We start from the raw sequence: 14,455 nt of genomic DNA, 5'->3' as shown, positions 1-14,455 counted from the left end.
AACAGGTCAGGCCGTCGGAGCACAACCAGGGAGGGTTGTTCGTGTCAGTTCAAGCTGCTCAAACCCTCGCACCCCGGAAGCAGGGGAAGATCCGGCGTCCGGCCGGCACCCTGTACCGCGGTCGCGAAGGCATGTGGTCGTGGGTGCTCCACCGGATCACCGGTGTCGCCATCTTCTTCTTCCTCCTCGTCCACGTCCTCGACTCCGCTCTCATCGCCGTGAGCCCCGAGGCGTACAACGCGGTCATCGGCACGTACAAGAACCCGATCATGGGACTCGGCGAGACCGGGCTCGTGGGCGCCATCGCGTTCCACGCGCTGAACGGCCTGCGGATCATCCTGGTCGACTTCTGGAGCTGGGCGACCCGCAACCAGCGCGTCCTCTTCTGGGTCGTCATGGGCCTCTGGGTCGTGCTGATGCTCGGCTTCGCGCCGCGCCACCTGATCAACGTCTTCAGCGAGGGGGGTGCGCATTGAGCACCGTCGCCGCACCGCGGACCCCGCACACCCCGACCCGCTCCTCCGGCACCAACTGGGAGAAGTGGGGCTGGATCTACATGCGCGCCTCCGGCGTCGTGCTGATCGTCCTGATCTTCGGGCACCTCATCTACAACCTGCTGCTGGGCGACGGCATCAAGGCCATCGACTTCGGCTTCGTCGGCGGCAAGCTGGCGAACCCGTTCTGGCAGTGGTGGGACGTCCTCATGCTGTGGCTCGCGCTGATCCACGGCGGCAACGGCATGCGCACGCTGGTCAACGACTACGCGACCTCGCCCCTGCTGGCCAAGGCCTTCAAGGGCGGCATCCTCGTCGCCGTCGTCGCGCTGATCGCGCTCGGCACCTGGGTCGTCTTCGCGTTCGACCCGTGCCCCGCCGGCACCGCCGCGGACCTGCTGCCCTCCTTCTGCGCAGCGTGACCACGGTGCCGCGGATCGGAGAGGGGCCCGCGCCCCTCCCGGTCCGCGGCACCGCGTCCCGGCACCTCCCCCTCCCATCCCCGTACGACGGAGCACCCACCCCGTGAGCACACCAGGCCACTCCCACACCGGCGCCGACCAGAGCGCCTTCGCGCAGACCGTCGGACCCGACGGCGTCCACTACCACCAGTTCGACGTCGTCATCGTCGGCGCCGGCGGTGCCGGGATGCGCGCGGCCATCGAGGCCGGCCCCAAGGCGAAGACGGCCGTGATCTCGAAGCTGTACCCGACCCGCTCCCACACCGGAGCGGCGCAGGGCGGCATGGCCGCCGCCCTCGCGAACGTCGAGGAGGACAGCTGGGAGTGGCACACCTTCGACACCGTCAAGGGCGGCGACTACCTCGTCGACCAGGACGCGGCCGAGATCCTCGCGAAGGAGGCCATCGACGCGGTCATCGACCTCGAGAACATGGGCCTGCCCTTCAACCGCACCGAGGAGGGCAAGATCGACCAGCGCCGCTTCGGCGGCCACACCCGCGACCACGGCAAGGCGCCCGTCCGCCGGGCCTGCTACGCGGCCGACCGCACCGGCCACATGATCCTGCAGACGCTGTTCCAGAACTGCGTCCGGCTCGGCATCAACTTCTACAACGAGTTCTACGTCCTCGACCTGGTGATGACCGAGGTCGACGGAGTGGCCAAGCCCTCCGGCGTCGTCGCCTACGAGCTGGCCACGGGCGAGCTGCACGTCTTCCAGGCGAAGGCGATCATCTTCGCGACCGGCGGCTTCGGCAAGATCTACAAGACCACCTCCAACGCGCACACCCTCACCGGCGACGGCGTCGGCATCATCTGGCGCAAGGGCCTCCCCCTGGAGGACATGGAGTTCTTCCAGTTCCACCCGACCGGCCTCGCCGGCCTCGGCATCCTCCTCACCGAGGGAGCGCGAGGAGAGGGTGCGATCCTCCGCAACGCCTCGGGCGAGCGCTTCATGGAGCGCTACGCCCCCACCATCAAGGACCTCGCGCCGCGCGACATCGTCGCCCGCTGCATGGTCCAGGAGGTGGCGGAGGGACGCGGCGCCGGACCGCACAAGGACTACGTGCTGCTGGACTGCACCCACCTGGGCGCCGAGGTCCTCGAGACCAAGCTCCCCGACATAACCGAGTTCGCCCGCACCTACCTGGGCGTCGACCCCGTCGTCGAGCCGGTCCCCGTCATGCCGACCGCGCACTACGCGATGGGCGGCATCCCGACCAACGTCAAGGCCGAGGTGCTCTCGGACAACACGACCGTCGTCCCGGGCCTCTACGCCGCCGGCGAGTGCGCGTGCGTCTCGGTGCACGGCTCCAACCGCCTCGGCACCAACTCCCTCCTCGACATCAACGTCTTCGGCAAGCGCAGCGGCAACAACGCCGCCGACTACGCCAAGACGGTCGACTTCACCCCCCTGCCCGCCGACCCGGCCGGAGCGATCCGCGACATGCTCGCCTCGCTCCGCTCCGCGACCGGCACCGAGCGGATCGCCTCGATCCGCAAGGAGCTGCAGGACGAGATGGACAAGAACGCTCAGGTGTTCCGCACCGACGAGTCCCTCGAGGCCGTCACCGGGACCATCCAGCGCCTGCGCGACCGGTTCCGCAACATCTCGGTGCAGGACAAGGGCAAGCGCTTCAACACCGACCTCCTCGAGGCCGTCGAGCTGGGCTTCCTGCTCGACCTCGCCGAGGTCGTCGTCTACTCGGCGCGCAACCGCAAGGAGAGCCGCGGCGGCCACATGCGCGACGACTTCCCGAAGCGCGACGACGAGAACTACATGCAGCACACGATGGCGTACCTCTCCGGTGACGCCCACTCCTCCGACGCCGGTGACCACATCCGGCTCGACTGGAAGCCCGTCGTGATCACCCGGTACCAGCCGATGGAGAGGAAGTACTAGCCATGTCGACCGCTACCCTCGAGCAGCCGCCCGCCGCCCCCGCGGCCCCGGAGGCGTTCACCGTCACGTTCATCATCCGCCGTTTCGACCCCGAGGTGGACGCCGAGCCGCGCTGGCAGGACTTCGACGTCGAGATGTACTCGACCGACCGCGTCCTCGACGCCCTGCACCGCATCAAGTGGGACCAGGACGGATCGCTGACCTTCCGCCGCTCGTGCGCGCACGGCATCTGCGGATCCGACGCGATGCGGATCAACGGCCGCAACCGCCTGGCCTGCAAGACGCTGATCAAGGATCTCGACATCTCGCAGCCGATCTACATCGAGGCGATCAAGGGCCTGCCCCTCGAGAAGGACCTCGTCGTCGACATGGAGCCGTTCTTCGCCTCCTACCGCGAGGTTCAGCCGTTCCTGGTCGCCAACACCCCGGCACCCAAGGGCAAGGAGCGCGTGCAGTCGGTCGCCGACCGCGCCCGCTTCGACGACACCACGAAGTGCATCCTCTGCGCCGCGTGCACGTCGTCCTGCCCCGTGTTCTGGACCGACGGGCAGTACTTCGGCCCCGCGGCGATCGTGAACGCCCACCGCTTCATCTTCGACTCGCGCGACGACGCCGGTGGAGCGCGCCTGGACATCCTCAACGACAAGGAGGGCGTGTGGCGCTGCCGCACGACCTTCAACTGCACGGAGGCGTGCCCGCGCGGCATCCAGATCACGCAGGCGATCGCCGAGGTGAAGCAGGCCGTCATCCGCGGCCGCGCCTGATCCTCCCCCTTGCGAACGCGTCCGGCCCGCCGGGATCCTCGGATCCCGCGGGCCGGACGCGTTCCTGCGTGCAGGCGGGCGCGTGCACGGGAGCGCCGCGAGGCCTCAGTACGCTGGAGGAATGACCGAGGCGCCCGACACTCCCCGCGGGATCCCGGGCCTGTTCGAGCGGGTCATGCGGACGCGGCCGGTGCGGGTGATGCTCCACTACTCCGAGACCGGCGGGCCCCTCTTCGCCTCCGGACTCGCCTTCCAGGCCCTGTTCGCGGTCTTCGCGGCGCTCTTCGTCTTCTTCGCCGTCTTCGGCTTCTGGGTGCGCGACGACTCGGTGCTGCGCGACTCCCTCCTCGACCTGGTGACCCGCTCCGTCCCCGGCCTGATCGGCGGGAAGAACGCCCTCGTGTCGGTCGACGACCTGCTCGACTCGTCGATCCTCGGCTGGACGGGTGCGATCGCGGCCGCCGGCCTGCTCTGGACGGCGCTGAACTTCCTGGGGAGCCTGCGCCAGGCGGTCCGGCTGCTCTTCTCGCTCCCCGGACCCACGACCCTCTTCGTCGTGCTCAAGCTCAAGGACGCGGGGCTCGCCCTGGTCTTCGGGGCTGTGCTGCTGGTCTCGGCGGGTCTCTCCGTGTTCTCGACCTCGCTGGTGGACGTGGCGTTCGGCTTCCTCGGGATCGGCAGCGAGTCGATGCCGGCCCGTCTCGCCGGCAGCGCGGTCGGCCTGCTGATCATGCTCGCCCTGGACACGGGCACGCTCGCCGGCTCCTTCCGCATCCTCTCGGGCATCTCGATCCCCTGGAAGAACCTCTGGGCGGGCTCTCTGCTCGGCGGGATCGCTCTCGGCGCGCTCAAGGTCCTCGGGACGCAGCTGCTGGGCGGTGCCTCCCGCAATCCGCTGCTCGCCTCGTTCGCGGTCCTCATCGGTCTGCTGATCTGGTTCAACCTCGTCTGCCAGGTGATCCTGATCGCCGCGTCGTGGATCTCCGTCGGGATGAGCGACGCCGGGATCTCGGCGCGCAAGCTCACGCCGGAGGAGCGCGAGAAGGAGCGGGAGGAGCAGCTGCGCACCGCCCGCCGCACCCTCGCCGAGGCCGAGCGCGAGCGGCTTCGCGCCGCGCTGCCGGAGGCGTCCCTCCTGAAACGACGGCGCCTGGAGCGCCAGCTCGCGCAGCTCGAGGAGGAGCTCGAGCAGCTCGCCGCCTGACCCGGCGGTCCGCTTCCCGGTCTTCCCGGCGTCGCCGGGCCCGATTCCGCCTGCCGAGTCTGTCCGTTTCTGTTGACTTCCCTCCCGAACGGGTCTAAAAAGAGGTAAACGCAGATCCGAGGTCGGCAACGACACCGCGGATCCGGCGCACCACCCACGGCGAGACGACGGAGTCCACATGTACGCACCGGAGCGGCACCAGGCGATCCTGGACCGCGCCCGCACCGACGGGCGCGTCGAGGTCCGCGACCTCGCCCTCTCCCTCGCCGTGACGCCGGAGACGATCCGCCGCGATCTCACCAGCCTCGAGAAGCGGGGCCTGCTGCGCCGTGCGCACGGCGGCGCCATCCCCGTCGAGCGGCTGGGCATCGAGCCCGAGGTCGCCGCCCGCGAGGGACACCTCGCCGGCGAGAAGGACCGCATCGCCACCGCGGCCCTCGCCGAGGTGCCCGACGGCGGCTCGATCGCCATCGACGCCGGCACCACCACGGTGCGGCTGGCGGAGCTGCTCCCCCTGGACCGCCGGCTGACGGTCGTCACCCACTCCCTCCCCGTCGCGATGGCGCTCGTCGGCCGGCCCAACATCGACCTCCACCTCATCGGCGGGCACCTGCGCGGAGTCACGCAGGCCGCCGTCGGGCCGTGGGCCGCCCAGGCCCTCTCCACGGTCTCGGTGGACGTCGCCTTCATCGGCACGAACGGCCTCAGCCTCGAGCGCGGGCTCACCACCCCCGATCTCGACGAGGCCGTCGTCAAGTCCGCGATCATCGCCTCCGCGCGCCGGGTCGTGGTCCTCGCCGACCACTCGAAGTTCGGCCGGCAGGACTTCGGGCACGTCGCTCCGCTGTCCGCGGTCGACACCGTCATCACCGACGCCGATGTCGACGACGAGCTCGCCGACGACATCGAGTCGGCCGGCCCGGAGGTCGTCCGCGCATGATCGTCACCGTCACCGCCAACCCGAGCATCGACGTCACCCTCTCCACGAGCGGCTTCGCCGTCGGCGAGGTCAACCGCGCGCACGACGTGCGGCGCGACCCGGCCGGCAAGGGCGTCAACGTCGCCCGTGCCCTCGCCCGCAACGGCGTCGAGGCGACCGCGGTCTACCCGGCCGACGCCTCCACCGGCCTCGACCTGTCCACCATGCTCCGGGTCGCCGGAGTCCGCTCGGCCAGTGCGGCGATCGCCCACCCGATCCGCACCAACATCACCGTGGTCGACGACAAGACGGGCCGCACCACCAAGATCAACGAGCCCGGCCCCGCCGTCACGGAGGAGGAGGCCCACGCCCTCTCCGAGCTGATCGGCGAGCACGTCTCGGCCTCGCCCCGCTGGCTCGTCGCCTGCGGCAGCGTCCCCCCGGGACTGGGAGCGGACTTCTACCCCGCGCTCGGCCGCCTCGCCCTGCACTTCGGCGTCCCCCTCGCCGTCGACACCTCGGGAGCCCCCCTGACCGCGATCATCGCGGCCGGCACCGCCACCCTGGTGAAGCCCAACCTCGAGGAGCTCGAAGAGCTCCTCGGCCGCTCCCTGACGACGGTCGGAGACGTCGTCGCCGGAGCCCGTGAACTCCTGCAGCTGCCCGACGCGCGAGCGCTCGTCAGCCTCGGAGAGCACGGCGCCCTCCTCGTCACGGCGCACGCGTCGTGGTGGGCGGGCGCCCCCGCCGTCGTGCCTCTCAGCACCGTCGGCGCCGGCGACAGCACGCTCGCCGGCTACCTCTCGGCCGTCGACGCCACGGAGGCGGAGCGCCTCGCGACAGCAGTCGCGTGGGGTACCGCCGCCGTCCAGCTCCCGGGCAGCGAAGCCCCGGGTCCCGACTCCCTCCGCCTCGACGACGTCTCCGTCGTCGAGAACCCCGACCCCACCCTCCCGATTGGAGAACTGAGCGCATGACTGCTCTCACCGAGGCGTCGACGGTCATCGTCGACCTCACCGCCGCCACGAAGGACGAGGCCACCGCGCAGCTCGCGAAGACGCTCGCCGACGCCGGCCGCGTCACCGACCTCGACGGCTTCCTCGCCGACGTCCGCGACCGCGAGTCGCAGATGGCGACCGGCATGCCCGGCGGCATCGGGATCCCCCACGCCCGCTCCTCCCACGTCGTCTCGCCCAGCGTGGCGGTCGGCATCGCGAAGCAGGGCGTCGACTTCGGCGCCCCCGACGGCCCGGCCGACCTGATCTTCCTGATCGCGGCTCCGGACGGCGCCGACCAGGCGCACCTCAAGATCCTCGCCCAGCTCGCCCGCAAGCTGATCCACGAGTCCTTCACCGGTTCCCTCCGCGCCGCCGCCAGCGGCCAGGAGGTCGCGGACATCATCGCCCGAGAGGTCGTCGTCTCATGAGGATCGTCGCCGTCACGAGCTGCATCGCCGGCATCGCGCACACCTACATGGCGGCCGAGGCCCTCGAGCAGGCCGCGAAGAAGAAGGGGTACGAGATCCAGGTCGAGACCCAGGGCGCCGCGGGCTCCGATCCCATGTCGGACCGGACCATCGCCGACGCCGACGTCGTGATCCTCGCCGCCGACCTCGAGGTCCGCGGCAAGGAGCGCTTCGCCGGGAAGCCCACCCTCGAGGTGGGCACGTCGGAGGCGCTCGCGAAGGCGGCCGACGTCATCGACCGCGCCGTCGCGAAGGTGCAGGACGCGCCCGCCGCGAGCCCCGCCTCCGGCCCGCGCTTCGTCGCCGTGACCAGCTGCATCGCGGGCATCGCCCACACGTACATGGCGGCGGAGGCGCTCGAGCAGGCCGCGAAGAAGCGCGGCTACCCGATCCACGTCGAGACCCAGGGCGCGGCCGGCTCGGACGAGATGACCGCGGCCGACATCGCCGCCGCGGACGTCGTCATCCTCGCCGCCGACCTCGAGGTCCGCGGCAAGGACCGCTTCGCCGGCAAGCCGATCCTCCAGGTGGGCGTCGCCGAGGCCCTGTCCAAGCCGGACGAGGTCCTCGACCGCGCTCTGGCCCTCCGCGGCTCCGGCTCCGCCGCGTCCGCCCCCGCCCGCTCGACTCCGGCCGCGGCCCCCGCCGCGCCGAAGAAGGTCGGCGTCGGAACACGCATCCGCCAGAACCTGATGACCGGCGTCTCCTACATGATCCCGTTCGTCGCGGCGGGCGGTCTGCTGATCGCGCTGTCGTTCCTGTTCGGCGGCTACCGGATCGTCGACTTCACGGCCCAGCAGATCATCGACGACGGCTTCAACGTGGCGAACATCACCGACTGGGCCGGAGTGATGTTCCTCATCGGAAGCGCGACCTTCGCCTTCCTGGTGCCGGTGCTCTCGGGCTTCATCGCCTTCGGCATCGCCGATCGTCCCGGCATCGCGCCGGGCTTCCTCGGCGGCGCGGTCGCGGTCACCGTCGGCGCGGGCTTCCTGGGCGGCCTCGCCTCCGGCTTCATCGCCGGCTACGCGGCCCTCTACATCTCGCGGATCAAGCTCCCCGCGGCGTTCAAGTCGCTGATGCCCGTCGTGATCATCCCCCTGATCGCCACCTTCATCACCGGCTTCCTGATGTTCGTGGTGCTCGGAGCGCCGCTCCGCGCACTGAGCGAGGGCCTGTCGTCCTGGCTCTCGGGCCTCTCGGGCGGCAACCTGATCATCCTGGGGATCATCCTCGGCCTCATGATGGCGTTCGACATGGGCGGTCCGGTCAACAAGGTGGCCTACGCCTTCGCGACCACCGGCCTCGCCTCCGTCCCCGCCGACGGCGACCCGAACTCCGTGCAGTTCAAGGTGATGGCGATCGTCATGGCCGCCGGCATGACCCCGCCGCTGGGTCTGGCCCTGGCCACGACGCTCCGCAAGCGCCTGTTCACCGACGCCGAGCGCCAGAACGGCAAGGCCGCCTACCTGCTGGGCGCGTCCTTCATCTCGGAGGGGGCCATCCCGTTCGCCGCGGTCGACCCGCTGCGCGTGATCCCGTCCGCCATGGTCGGCTCGGCCGTCACGGGTGCGCTCGTCGCGCTCTTCGGCTCCACCCTCCGCGCCCCGCACGGCGGCGTCTGGGTCACTGGTCTCGTCGGGCAGCCGATCCTCTACCTGGTCGCCATCCTGGTGGGCATGGTCGTCACGGCCGTCTGCGTGATCATCGCGAAGAGCATCAAGCGCGCCCCGGTGGTCGCCGAGGTGCCCGAGCCCGCCACCGCGCAGGCCGTCCCCGCCTGATCCCCTCCGACCGACCGTCCTGAGCGGTCCCGCCGGCGGTCGCCTCCGCGCTCCTCCCCCTCTCCGAGGGAGTGGCGCGAGGCGGCCGCCGGCTTCCGCGTTCCGGGGTGCGAGCGCGGCCGGGCGGCCCGCTCCGCGGCTCCGAATAGACTGCTCCGGTGACTCGCAGCACCCTCCGCATCGCCTCCGTCAACGTGAACGGCGTCCGCGCCGCCTACCGCAAGGGGATGGGCGACTGGCTCGCCGCTCGCGACGTCGACGTCCTGGCCCTGCAGGAGGTCCGCGCCTCCACGGACGACCTCACGGGGCTCCTCGGGGACGAGTGGGACGTGCTGCACGACGAGGCGACCGCCAAGGGGCGCGCCGGAGTCGCTCTCGCCTCGCGCAGGCGCGCCACGATCCACCGCGTGACCTTCGGCGCCGACGACCTCGACTCGGCCGGACGCTGGCTCGAGGCCGACTACGAGGTCGGCGGCCGCTCGCTCACCGTCGTCTCCACCTACGTCCACTCCGGCGAGGTCGGCACCCCCAAGCAGGTCGAGAAGTACCGCTTCCTCGACGCGATGGAAGCGCGCCTGCCCGAGATCCGGGCGCACAGCGAGCTCGCCGTGGTGATGGGCGACCTCAACGTCGGCCACCGCACGCTCGACATCAAGAACTGGAAGGGCAACGTCAAGAAGGCAGGCTTCCTCCCGGAGGAGCGCGCCTACGTCGACCGCTTCGTCGGCGCCGAGGGCGACCCGGACTACAACGCCGGTGCCGGACTGGGCTGGGTCGACCTCGGCCGCCGGTTCGCGGGCGAGGTGCCCGGACCGTACACGTGGTGGTCGCAGCGCGGCCAGGCCTTCGACACCGACACCGGCTGGCGCCTCGACTACCAGCTCGCCACGCCCGCGCTCGCCGACCTCGCCCGCAGCTACGAGGTCGACCGCGCCGCCTCCTACGACACCCGCTGGTCCGACCACTCCCCCGTGGTCGTCGACTACGAGCTCTGACCCTCTCCCCCGCGAACCGACCCCTCGAGGCCACCCATGACTCCCAGCACCCCGGGCGCCAAGCCCGTCATCTTCTCCGGCATGCAGCCCTCCTCCGGGTCGCTGCACCTCGGCAACTACATCGGCGCGCTGACCCAGTGGGTCGCGATGCAGGAGGACTTCGACGCCTACTTCTGCGTCGTCGACCTGCACGCGATCACGGTCCCGCAGGACCCGCAGCAGCTCCGCGAGCGCACCCGCGCGACCGCCGCGCAGTACATCGCCGCGGGCATCGACCCCACGCGCTCGACCCTCTTCATCCAGTCCCACGTACCCGCTCACGCCGAGCTCGCCTGGGTCCTCAACACCCTGACCGGCTTCGGCGAGGCCAGCCGGATGACGCAGTTCAAGGACAAGTCGGCGAAGCAGGGCGCTGAGGCCGCCTCGGTGGGCCTGTTCACCTACCCGATCCTGATGGCGGCCGACATCCTGCTGTACCAGACGGACGCGGTGCCGGTCGGCGAGGACCAGCGCCAGCACCTGGAGCTCACCCGCGATCTCGCCGCGCGCTTCAACTCGCGCTTCGGCGAGACCTTCGCCGTGCCGGAGCCCCACATCGTGCGCGAGACCGCGAAGATCTTCGACCTGCAGAACCCGGGCGCCAAGATGTCGAAGTCGGCGGAGTCGGATGCGGGCCTGCTCAGCGTGCTCGACGAGCCGAAGGCGACCGCGAAGAAGATCATGCGCGCCGTGACGGACACCGAGTCGGAGGTGCGCTTCGACCGGGCGGCGAAGCCCGGCGTCTCGAACCTGCTGACGATCTACTCGGTCCTCGCCGACCGCTCCGTCGAGTCGCTGGAGCAGGAGTACGCGGGCCGCGGCTACGGGGACCTCAAGAAGGGCCTCGTCGAGGTGGTCGCCGCCACCTTCGACCCGATCCGAGCGCGGACCGCGGAGCTGCTCGCCGACCCGGCCGAGCTCGACCGGGTCCTCTCCCTCGCCGCCGACCGCGCGTCCGAGACCGCGGAGCGCACGCTCGCCGCCGTCTACGACTCCGTCGGCCTCCTCCGCCGCGTCCGCTGAGGCGGCCGTGCTGCGGCTCGCGCTCTTCGACCTCGACGACACCCTCTTCGCCCATGCCCGCGCTGTGCGGGAGGGGATCGTCGCGTACGCCGCCTCGCTCGGCGCCGCCTACGCCGGCGAGCCGGCCGACGTGCAGCGCCGCTGGCACCTGCTCGAGGAGGAGCACTACCACCGCTACCTCGCGGGCGAGCTCGACTACGAGGGCCAGCGCCGGGCGCGCGCCACGGACTTCGCCGCGGAGGCCGGAGTCGGGCTGACTCCCGAGGAGGCGAGCTCCTGGTTCCGCGGGTACCTCGAGCACTACGTCGCCGCCTGGACCCTCCACGACGACGCGCTGCCCGTCCTCGACCGGCTCGACGCCGCCGGAGTCCGCCTCGGCGTCATCACCAACGGCGTGCTCGACTTCCAGCGGGGGAAGATCGAGGGCACGGGCCTCTCCGGTCGCTTCGAGCACGTGATCGCCTCCGGCGACGTCGGCGTCGCCAAGCCGGACGCGCGGATCTTCGCGATCGCCTGCGAGCGGTTCGGGGTCTCTCCGGAGGAGGCCCTCTACGTCGGCGACCGGCTCGGCACCGACGCCGTCGGAGCGGCCGCTGCGGGCCTGCGCGGCGTCTGGCTCGACCGCGTCGGCGGTCCCGAGCACGGCCGCGAGCTGCCGCCCGAGGCGGTCGAGCTGGGCGTGCGCCGGATCGGCTCCCTGGACGAGCTGGACGCGCAGCTCGGGCTGTCGGCGGACTGAGGCCCCGCCCGGTCCGGGTCTCGATAAGCCGCCTGCAGCGACTACGCGACCAGCATGCAGGTCCGAATTGCCGGGTCTCGATGAGCCGGCTGCGGCGAAGACTCGACCAGCATGGGTGTCCCCGAACCACCCCGTTGCGATACTCGTTGCGCCGTCGTCGGAACGACGAAGCGCCCCACCCGACCCGAGGGTCGGACAGGGCGCTTCACGTGAACGGACTCACGCCATCCGCTCGTTGCGCAAGGCGAACGGGGAGGACGCGTGTCAGCGTCGTCCCCTAGCCGGACGCGACCCGCTCCCCGAGACGCGACCACCTCGATGAGCCGACCGCGCCGCGGCAGGCAGGGACTGCCGCGGAGGAGGCTACTGCACGTCCTCGTCGATCCAGTCGAAGGTCTTGGTGACGGCCTTCTTCCAGAGGCGGTACTGGCGGGCGGCCTCGTCCTGGTCCATCTGCGGGGTCCAGCGCGAGTCCTCCTGCCAGTTCTGGCGCAGGTCGTCGAGGTTCTCCCAGAAGCCGACCGCGAGTCCGGCTGCGTAGGCCGCTCCGAGCGCAGTGGTCTCCGCGACGACCGGTCGGACGACCGGGACGCCGAGGATGTCGGCCTGGAACTGCATGAGCAGGTTGTTGGCGATCATGCCGCCGTCGACCTTGAGCTCCTGCAGGGGGACGCCGGAGTCGGCGTTGACCGCGTCCAGGACCTCGCGGGTCTGGAAGGCGGTCGCCTCGAGCGCGGCGCGGGCGATGTGGCCCTTGTTGACGTAGCGGGTGAGGCCGACGAGGGCTCCGCGGGCGTCGGAGCGCCAGTAGGGGGCGAACAGACCAGAGAAGGCGGGGACGAAGTACGCGCCTCCGTTGTCCTCGACCGTGGCGGCCAGCGCCTCGACCTCGGGGGCCGAGCCGATGAGGCCCAGGTTGTCGCGCAGCCACTGGATCAGCGAGCCGGAGACCGCGATCGAGCCCTCGAGCGCGTAGTGCACCTCGCCGTCGCCGAGCTTGTAGCCGATGGTGGTGAGCAGACCGTTCTTCGAGTGGACGATCTCGGTGCCCGTGTTGAAGATCAGGAAGTTGCCGGTGCCGTAGGTGTTCTTCGCCTCGCCCGGGTCGAACGCCGCCTGGCCGAAGGTCGCGGCCTGCTGGTCGCCGAGGATGCCGGCGATCGGGACCTCGCGCAGCAGCGACGAGGACTCGACGTGGCCGTAGACCTCGGAGGAGGAGCAGACCTCGGGGAGCATCGACTTCGGGACCCCGAAGGCCTCGAGGATGTCGTCGCGCCACTCGAGGGTCTCGAGGTCGAGGAACAGGGTGCGGGAGGCGTTGGTGACGTCGGTCTTGTGGACGCCGCCGTCGATGCCGCCGGTCAGGTTCCAGAGGACCCAGGTGTCCGTCGTGCCGAAGATCAGGTCGCCCGCCTCGGCCTTCTCGCGAGCACCCTCGACGTTCTCGAGGATCCAGACGATCTTGGTGCCGGAGAAGTAGGTCGCGAGCGGGAGGCCCACGATCGACTTGAAGCGGTCCGCGCCCTCGTCGCCGGCGAGGCGGTCGACGATCGACTGGGTGCGGGTGTCCTGCCAGACGATGGCGTTGTAGACGGGCTTGCCGGTCGTCCTGTCCCAGACGACAGCGGTCTCGCGCTGGTTGGTGATGCCGACGGAGGCGATGTCGTGGCGGGTCAGGTCGGCGCGGGAGAGAGCCTGGCCGATCACCTCGCGGACGTTGTTCCAGATCTCGATCGGGTCGTGCTCGACCCAGCCGGCGCGCGGGAAGATCTGCTCGTGCTCCTTCTGGCCGGTGGAGACGATCGATCCCTTCTTGTCGAAGATGATCGCGCGGGACGACGTGGTCCCCTGGTCGATAGCGATGACGTAGTCAGCCATGAATGATTACTCCTTCGTAACGGGGGTGAAAGGAAGCGCGGCGGTCTAGAGGACCGGGAGCAGCACGAGCGAGGCGAGGCCCGCGAGCACTCCACCGACGATCGGGCCGGCGACGGGCACCCAGGCGTAGCTCCAGTCGCTCGAGCCCTTGCCCTTGATCGGCAGGAGAGCGTGCGCGATGCGGGGGCCGAGGTCGCGGGCGGGGTTGATGGCGTAGCCGGTCGGGCCGCCGAGGGAGGCGCCGATCGCGATCACCAGGATGGCGACGGGCAGCGCGCCGAGCGCGGCCAGACCGCCGTCGCCCTGACGTCCGCCGCCGAAGCCGATGACGACGAAGACGAGGACGAAGGTGCCGATGACCTCGGTGACGAAGTTCCAGCCGTACGAGCGGATCGCCGGGCCGGTCGAGAAGACGCCGAGCTTGTTCGCCGCGTCGGGCTCCTCGTCGAAGTGCTGCTTGTAGGCGAGCCAGCAGAAGACGGCACCGAGGATCGCACCGATCATCTGGGCGAGGATGTAGACGAGGATCGAGACGATGTTGACGGGCACGCCGGATCCGAACTCGGTCGCTCCGCTCGCGACGAGGCCCAGGGTGACCGCGGGGTTGAGGTGCGCCCCCGAGTTGTACGAGACGATCACACCGGCGAAGACCGCGAAGCCCCAGCCGATGTTGACCATGAGGGTTCCGCCGTTGAGACCCTTGCTCTTCACGAGCGCGACGTTGGCGACGACACCGCAGCCGAGGAGCACGAGCATGGCCGTTCCCACGACTTCGGCGAGGAAGACCACT

The 14,455-nt window shown here is 70.7% G+C and carries 14 protein-coding genes; 12 read left to right on the top strand and 2 right to left on the bottom strand.

All coding sequences use genetic code 11. The features are described 5' to 3' along the window. The first annotated feature begins 89 nt into the window (after positions 1 to 89). The 12 genes from sdhC (at position 90) to C5C56_RS02315 (ending at position 11,787) form a co-directional block, all read left to right on the top strand. On the top strand, positions 90 to 476 hold the full coding sequence (gene sdhC, locus C5C56_RS02375; RefSeq protein WP_258059417.1) for a succinate dehydrogenase, cytochrome b556 subunit: 387 nt from the start codon (positions 90 to 92) through the stop codon (positions 474 to 476). Beyond that, positions 473 to 916, top strand: a complete 444-nt coding sequence (locus tag C5C56_RS02370; RefSeq protein WP_104223187.1) for a succinate dehydrogenase hydrophobic membrane anchor subunit — start codon at positions 473 to 475, stop codon at positions 914 to 916. The genes sdhC and C5C56_RS02370 overlap by 4 nt, the downstream gene beginning before the upstream one ends. Positions 917 to 1,118: 202 nt before the next feature. Then, positions 1,119 to 2,855 (top strand): succinate dehydrogenase flavoprotein subunit, encoded by a 1,737-nt coding sequence (gene sdhA / locus C5C56_RS02365; RefSeq protein ID WP_104232891.1) that lies wholly within the window; start codon positions 1,119 to 1,121, stop codon positions 2,853 to 2,855. A 2-nt stretch (positions 2,856 to 2,857) separates the two neighbouring features. Beyond that, positions 2,858 to 3,619 (top strand): succinate dehydrogenase iron-sulfur subunit, encoded by a 762-nt coding sequence (locus tag C5C56_RS02360; protein ID WP_068254543.1) that lies wholly within the window; start codon positions 2,858 to 2,860, stop codon positions 3,617 to 3,619. 121 nt (positions 3,620 to 3,740) lie between these two features. Then, positions 3,741 to 4,823 (top strand): YhjD/YihY/BrkB family envelope integrity protein, encoded by a 1,083-nt coding sequence (locus C5C56_RS02355; protein WP_104319051.1) that lies wholly within the window; start codon positions 3,741 to 3,743, stop codon positions 4,821 to 4,823. Positions 4,824 to 5,001: 178 nt separating this feature from the next. Further along, a complete protein-coding gene (locus C5C56_RS02350; protein WP_104226423.1) occupies positions 5,002 to 5,763 on the top strand; it encodes a DeoR/GlpR family DNA-binding transcription regulator in 762 nt (253 codons plus the stop codon). After that, positions 5,760 to 6,719, top strand: a complete 960-nt coding sequence (locus C5C56_RS02345) for a 1-phosphofructokinase family hexose kinase (RefSeq protein WP_104246693.1) — start codon at positions 5,760 to 5,762, stop codon at positions 6,717 to 6,719. Before C5C56_RS02350 ends, C5C56_RS02345 begins: the two co-directional genes overlap by 4 nt. Beyond that, on the top strand, positions 6,716 to 7,168 hold the full coding sequence (locus C5C56_RS02340) for a PTS sugar transporter subunit IIA (protein WP_097166616.1): 453 nt from the start codon (positions 6,716 to 6,718) through the stop codon (positions 7,166 to 7,168). Before C5C56_RS02345 ends, C5C56_RS02340 begins: the two co-directional genes overlap by 4 nt. Then, entirely contained in the window at positions 7,165 to 8,991 is a 1,827-nt protein-coding gene (locus tag C5C56_RS02330) for a PTS fructose-like transporter subunit IIB (protein WP_104232839.1), read from the top strand. Before C5C56_RS02340 ends, C5C56_RS02330 begins: the two co-directional genes overlap by 4 nt. 158 nt (positions 8,992 to 9,149) lie before the next feature. Beyond that, positions 9,150 to 9,986: an exodeoxyribonuclease III gene (locus C5C56_RS02325; protein WP_104319050.1), complete on the top strand. Its 837-nt coding sequence runs from the start codon at positions 9,150 to 9,152 to the stop codon at positions 9,984 to 9,986. Between the two features lie 36 nt (positions 9,987 to 10,022). Beyond that, complete coding sequence (gene trpS / locus C5C56_RS02320) at positions 10,023 to 11,048, top strand: tryptophan--tRNA ligase (protein ID WP_104246695.1); 1,026 nt, start codon at positions 10,023 to 10,025, stop codon at positions 11,046 to 11,048. A gap of 7 nt (positions 11,049 to 11,055) precedes the next feature. Then, entirely contained in the window at positions 11,056 to 11,787 is a 732-nt protein-coding gene (locus C5C56_RS02315; protein WP_104261093.1) for an HAD family hydrolase, read from the top strand. Positions 11,788 to 12,150: 363 nt separating this feature from the next. Here C5C56_RS02315 and glpK read toward each other — a convergent pair whose 3' ends face one another. Both glpK and C5C56_RS02305 read right to left on the bottom strand, forming a co-directional pair. Then, positions 12,151 to 13,665 carry a glycerol kinase GlpK gene (gene glpK, locus C5C56_RS02310; RefSeq protein ID WP_104226427.1) on the bottom strand — a complete coding sequence of 505 codons (1,515 nt, stop codon included), beginning with the start codon at positions 13,663 to 13,665 and terminating at the stop codon, positions 12,151 to 12,153. 45 nt (positions 13,666 to 13,710) lie between these two features. Beyond that, entirely contained in the window at positions 13,711 to 14,421 is a 711-nt protein-coding gene (locus tag C5C56_RS02305) for an MIP/aquaporin family protein (RefSeq protein WP_374952909.1), read from the bottom strand. Positions 14,422 to 14,455: the final 34 nt, after the last annotated feature.

The organism is Rathayibacter sp. AY1D1, from assembly GCF_002932635.1.
Lineage (GTDB): Bacteria > Actinomycetota > Actinomycetes > Actinomycetales > Microbacteriaceae > Rathayibacter.
This window is presented reverse-complemented; position numbering and strand designations above follow the sequence as displayed.

Excerpts from the sequence above, each read along its gene's own strand:
- C5C56_RS02305 (WP_374952909.1), bottom strand. The coding sequence starts at position 14,421 with ATGCTCGTGCTCCTCGGCTGCGGTGTCGTCGCCAACGTCGCGCTCGTG.
- glpK (WP_104226427.1), bottom strand. The coding sequence starts at position 13,665 with ATGGCTGACTACGTCATCGCTATCGACCAGGGGACCACGTCGTCCCGC.
- C5C56_RS02355 (WP_104319051.1), top strand. The coding sequence starts at position 3,741 with ATGACCGAGGCGCCCGACACTCCCCGCGGGATCCCGGGCCTGTTCGAG.
- trpS (WP_104246695.1), top strand. The coding sequence starts at position 10,023 with ATGACTCCCAGCACCCCGGGCGCCAAGCCCGTCATCTTCTCCGGCATG.
- C5C56_RS02360 (WP_068254543.1), top strand. The coding sequence starts at position 2,858 with ATGTCGACCGCTACCCTCGAGCAGCCGCCCGCCGCCCCCGCGGCCCCG.
- C5C56_RS02345 (WP_104246693.1), top strand. The coding sequence starts at position 5,760 with ATGATCGTCACCGTCACCGCCAACCCGAGCATCGACGTCACCCTCTCC.
- C5C56_RS02350 (WP_104226423.1), top strand. The coding sequence starts at position 5,002 with ATGTACGCACCGGAGCGGCACCAGGCGATCCTGGACCGCGCCCGCACC.
- C5C56_RS02340 (WP_097166616.1), top strand. The coding sequence starts at position 6,716 with ATGACTGCTCTCACCGAGGCGTCGACGGTCATCGTCGACCTCACCGCC.
- C5C56_RS02330 (WP_104232839.1), top strand. The coding sequence starts at position 7,165 with ATGAGGATCGTCGCCGTCACGAGCTGCATCGCCGGCATCGCGCACACC.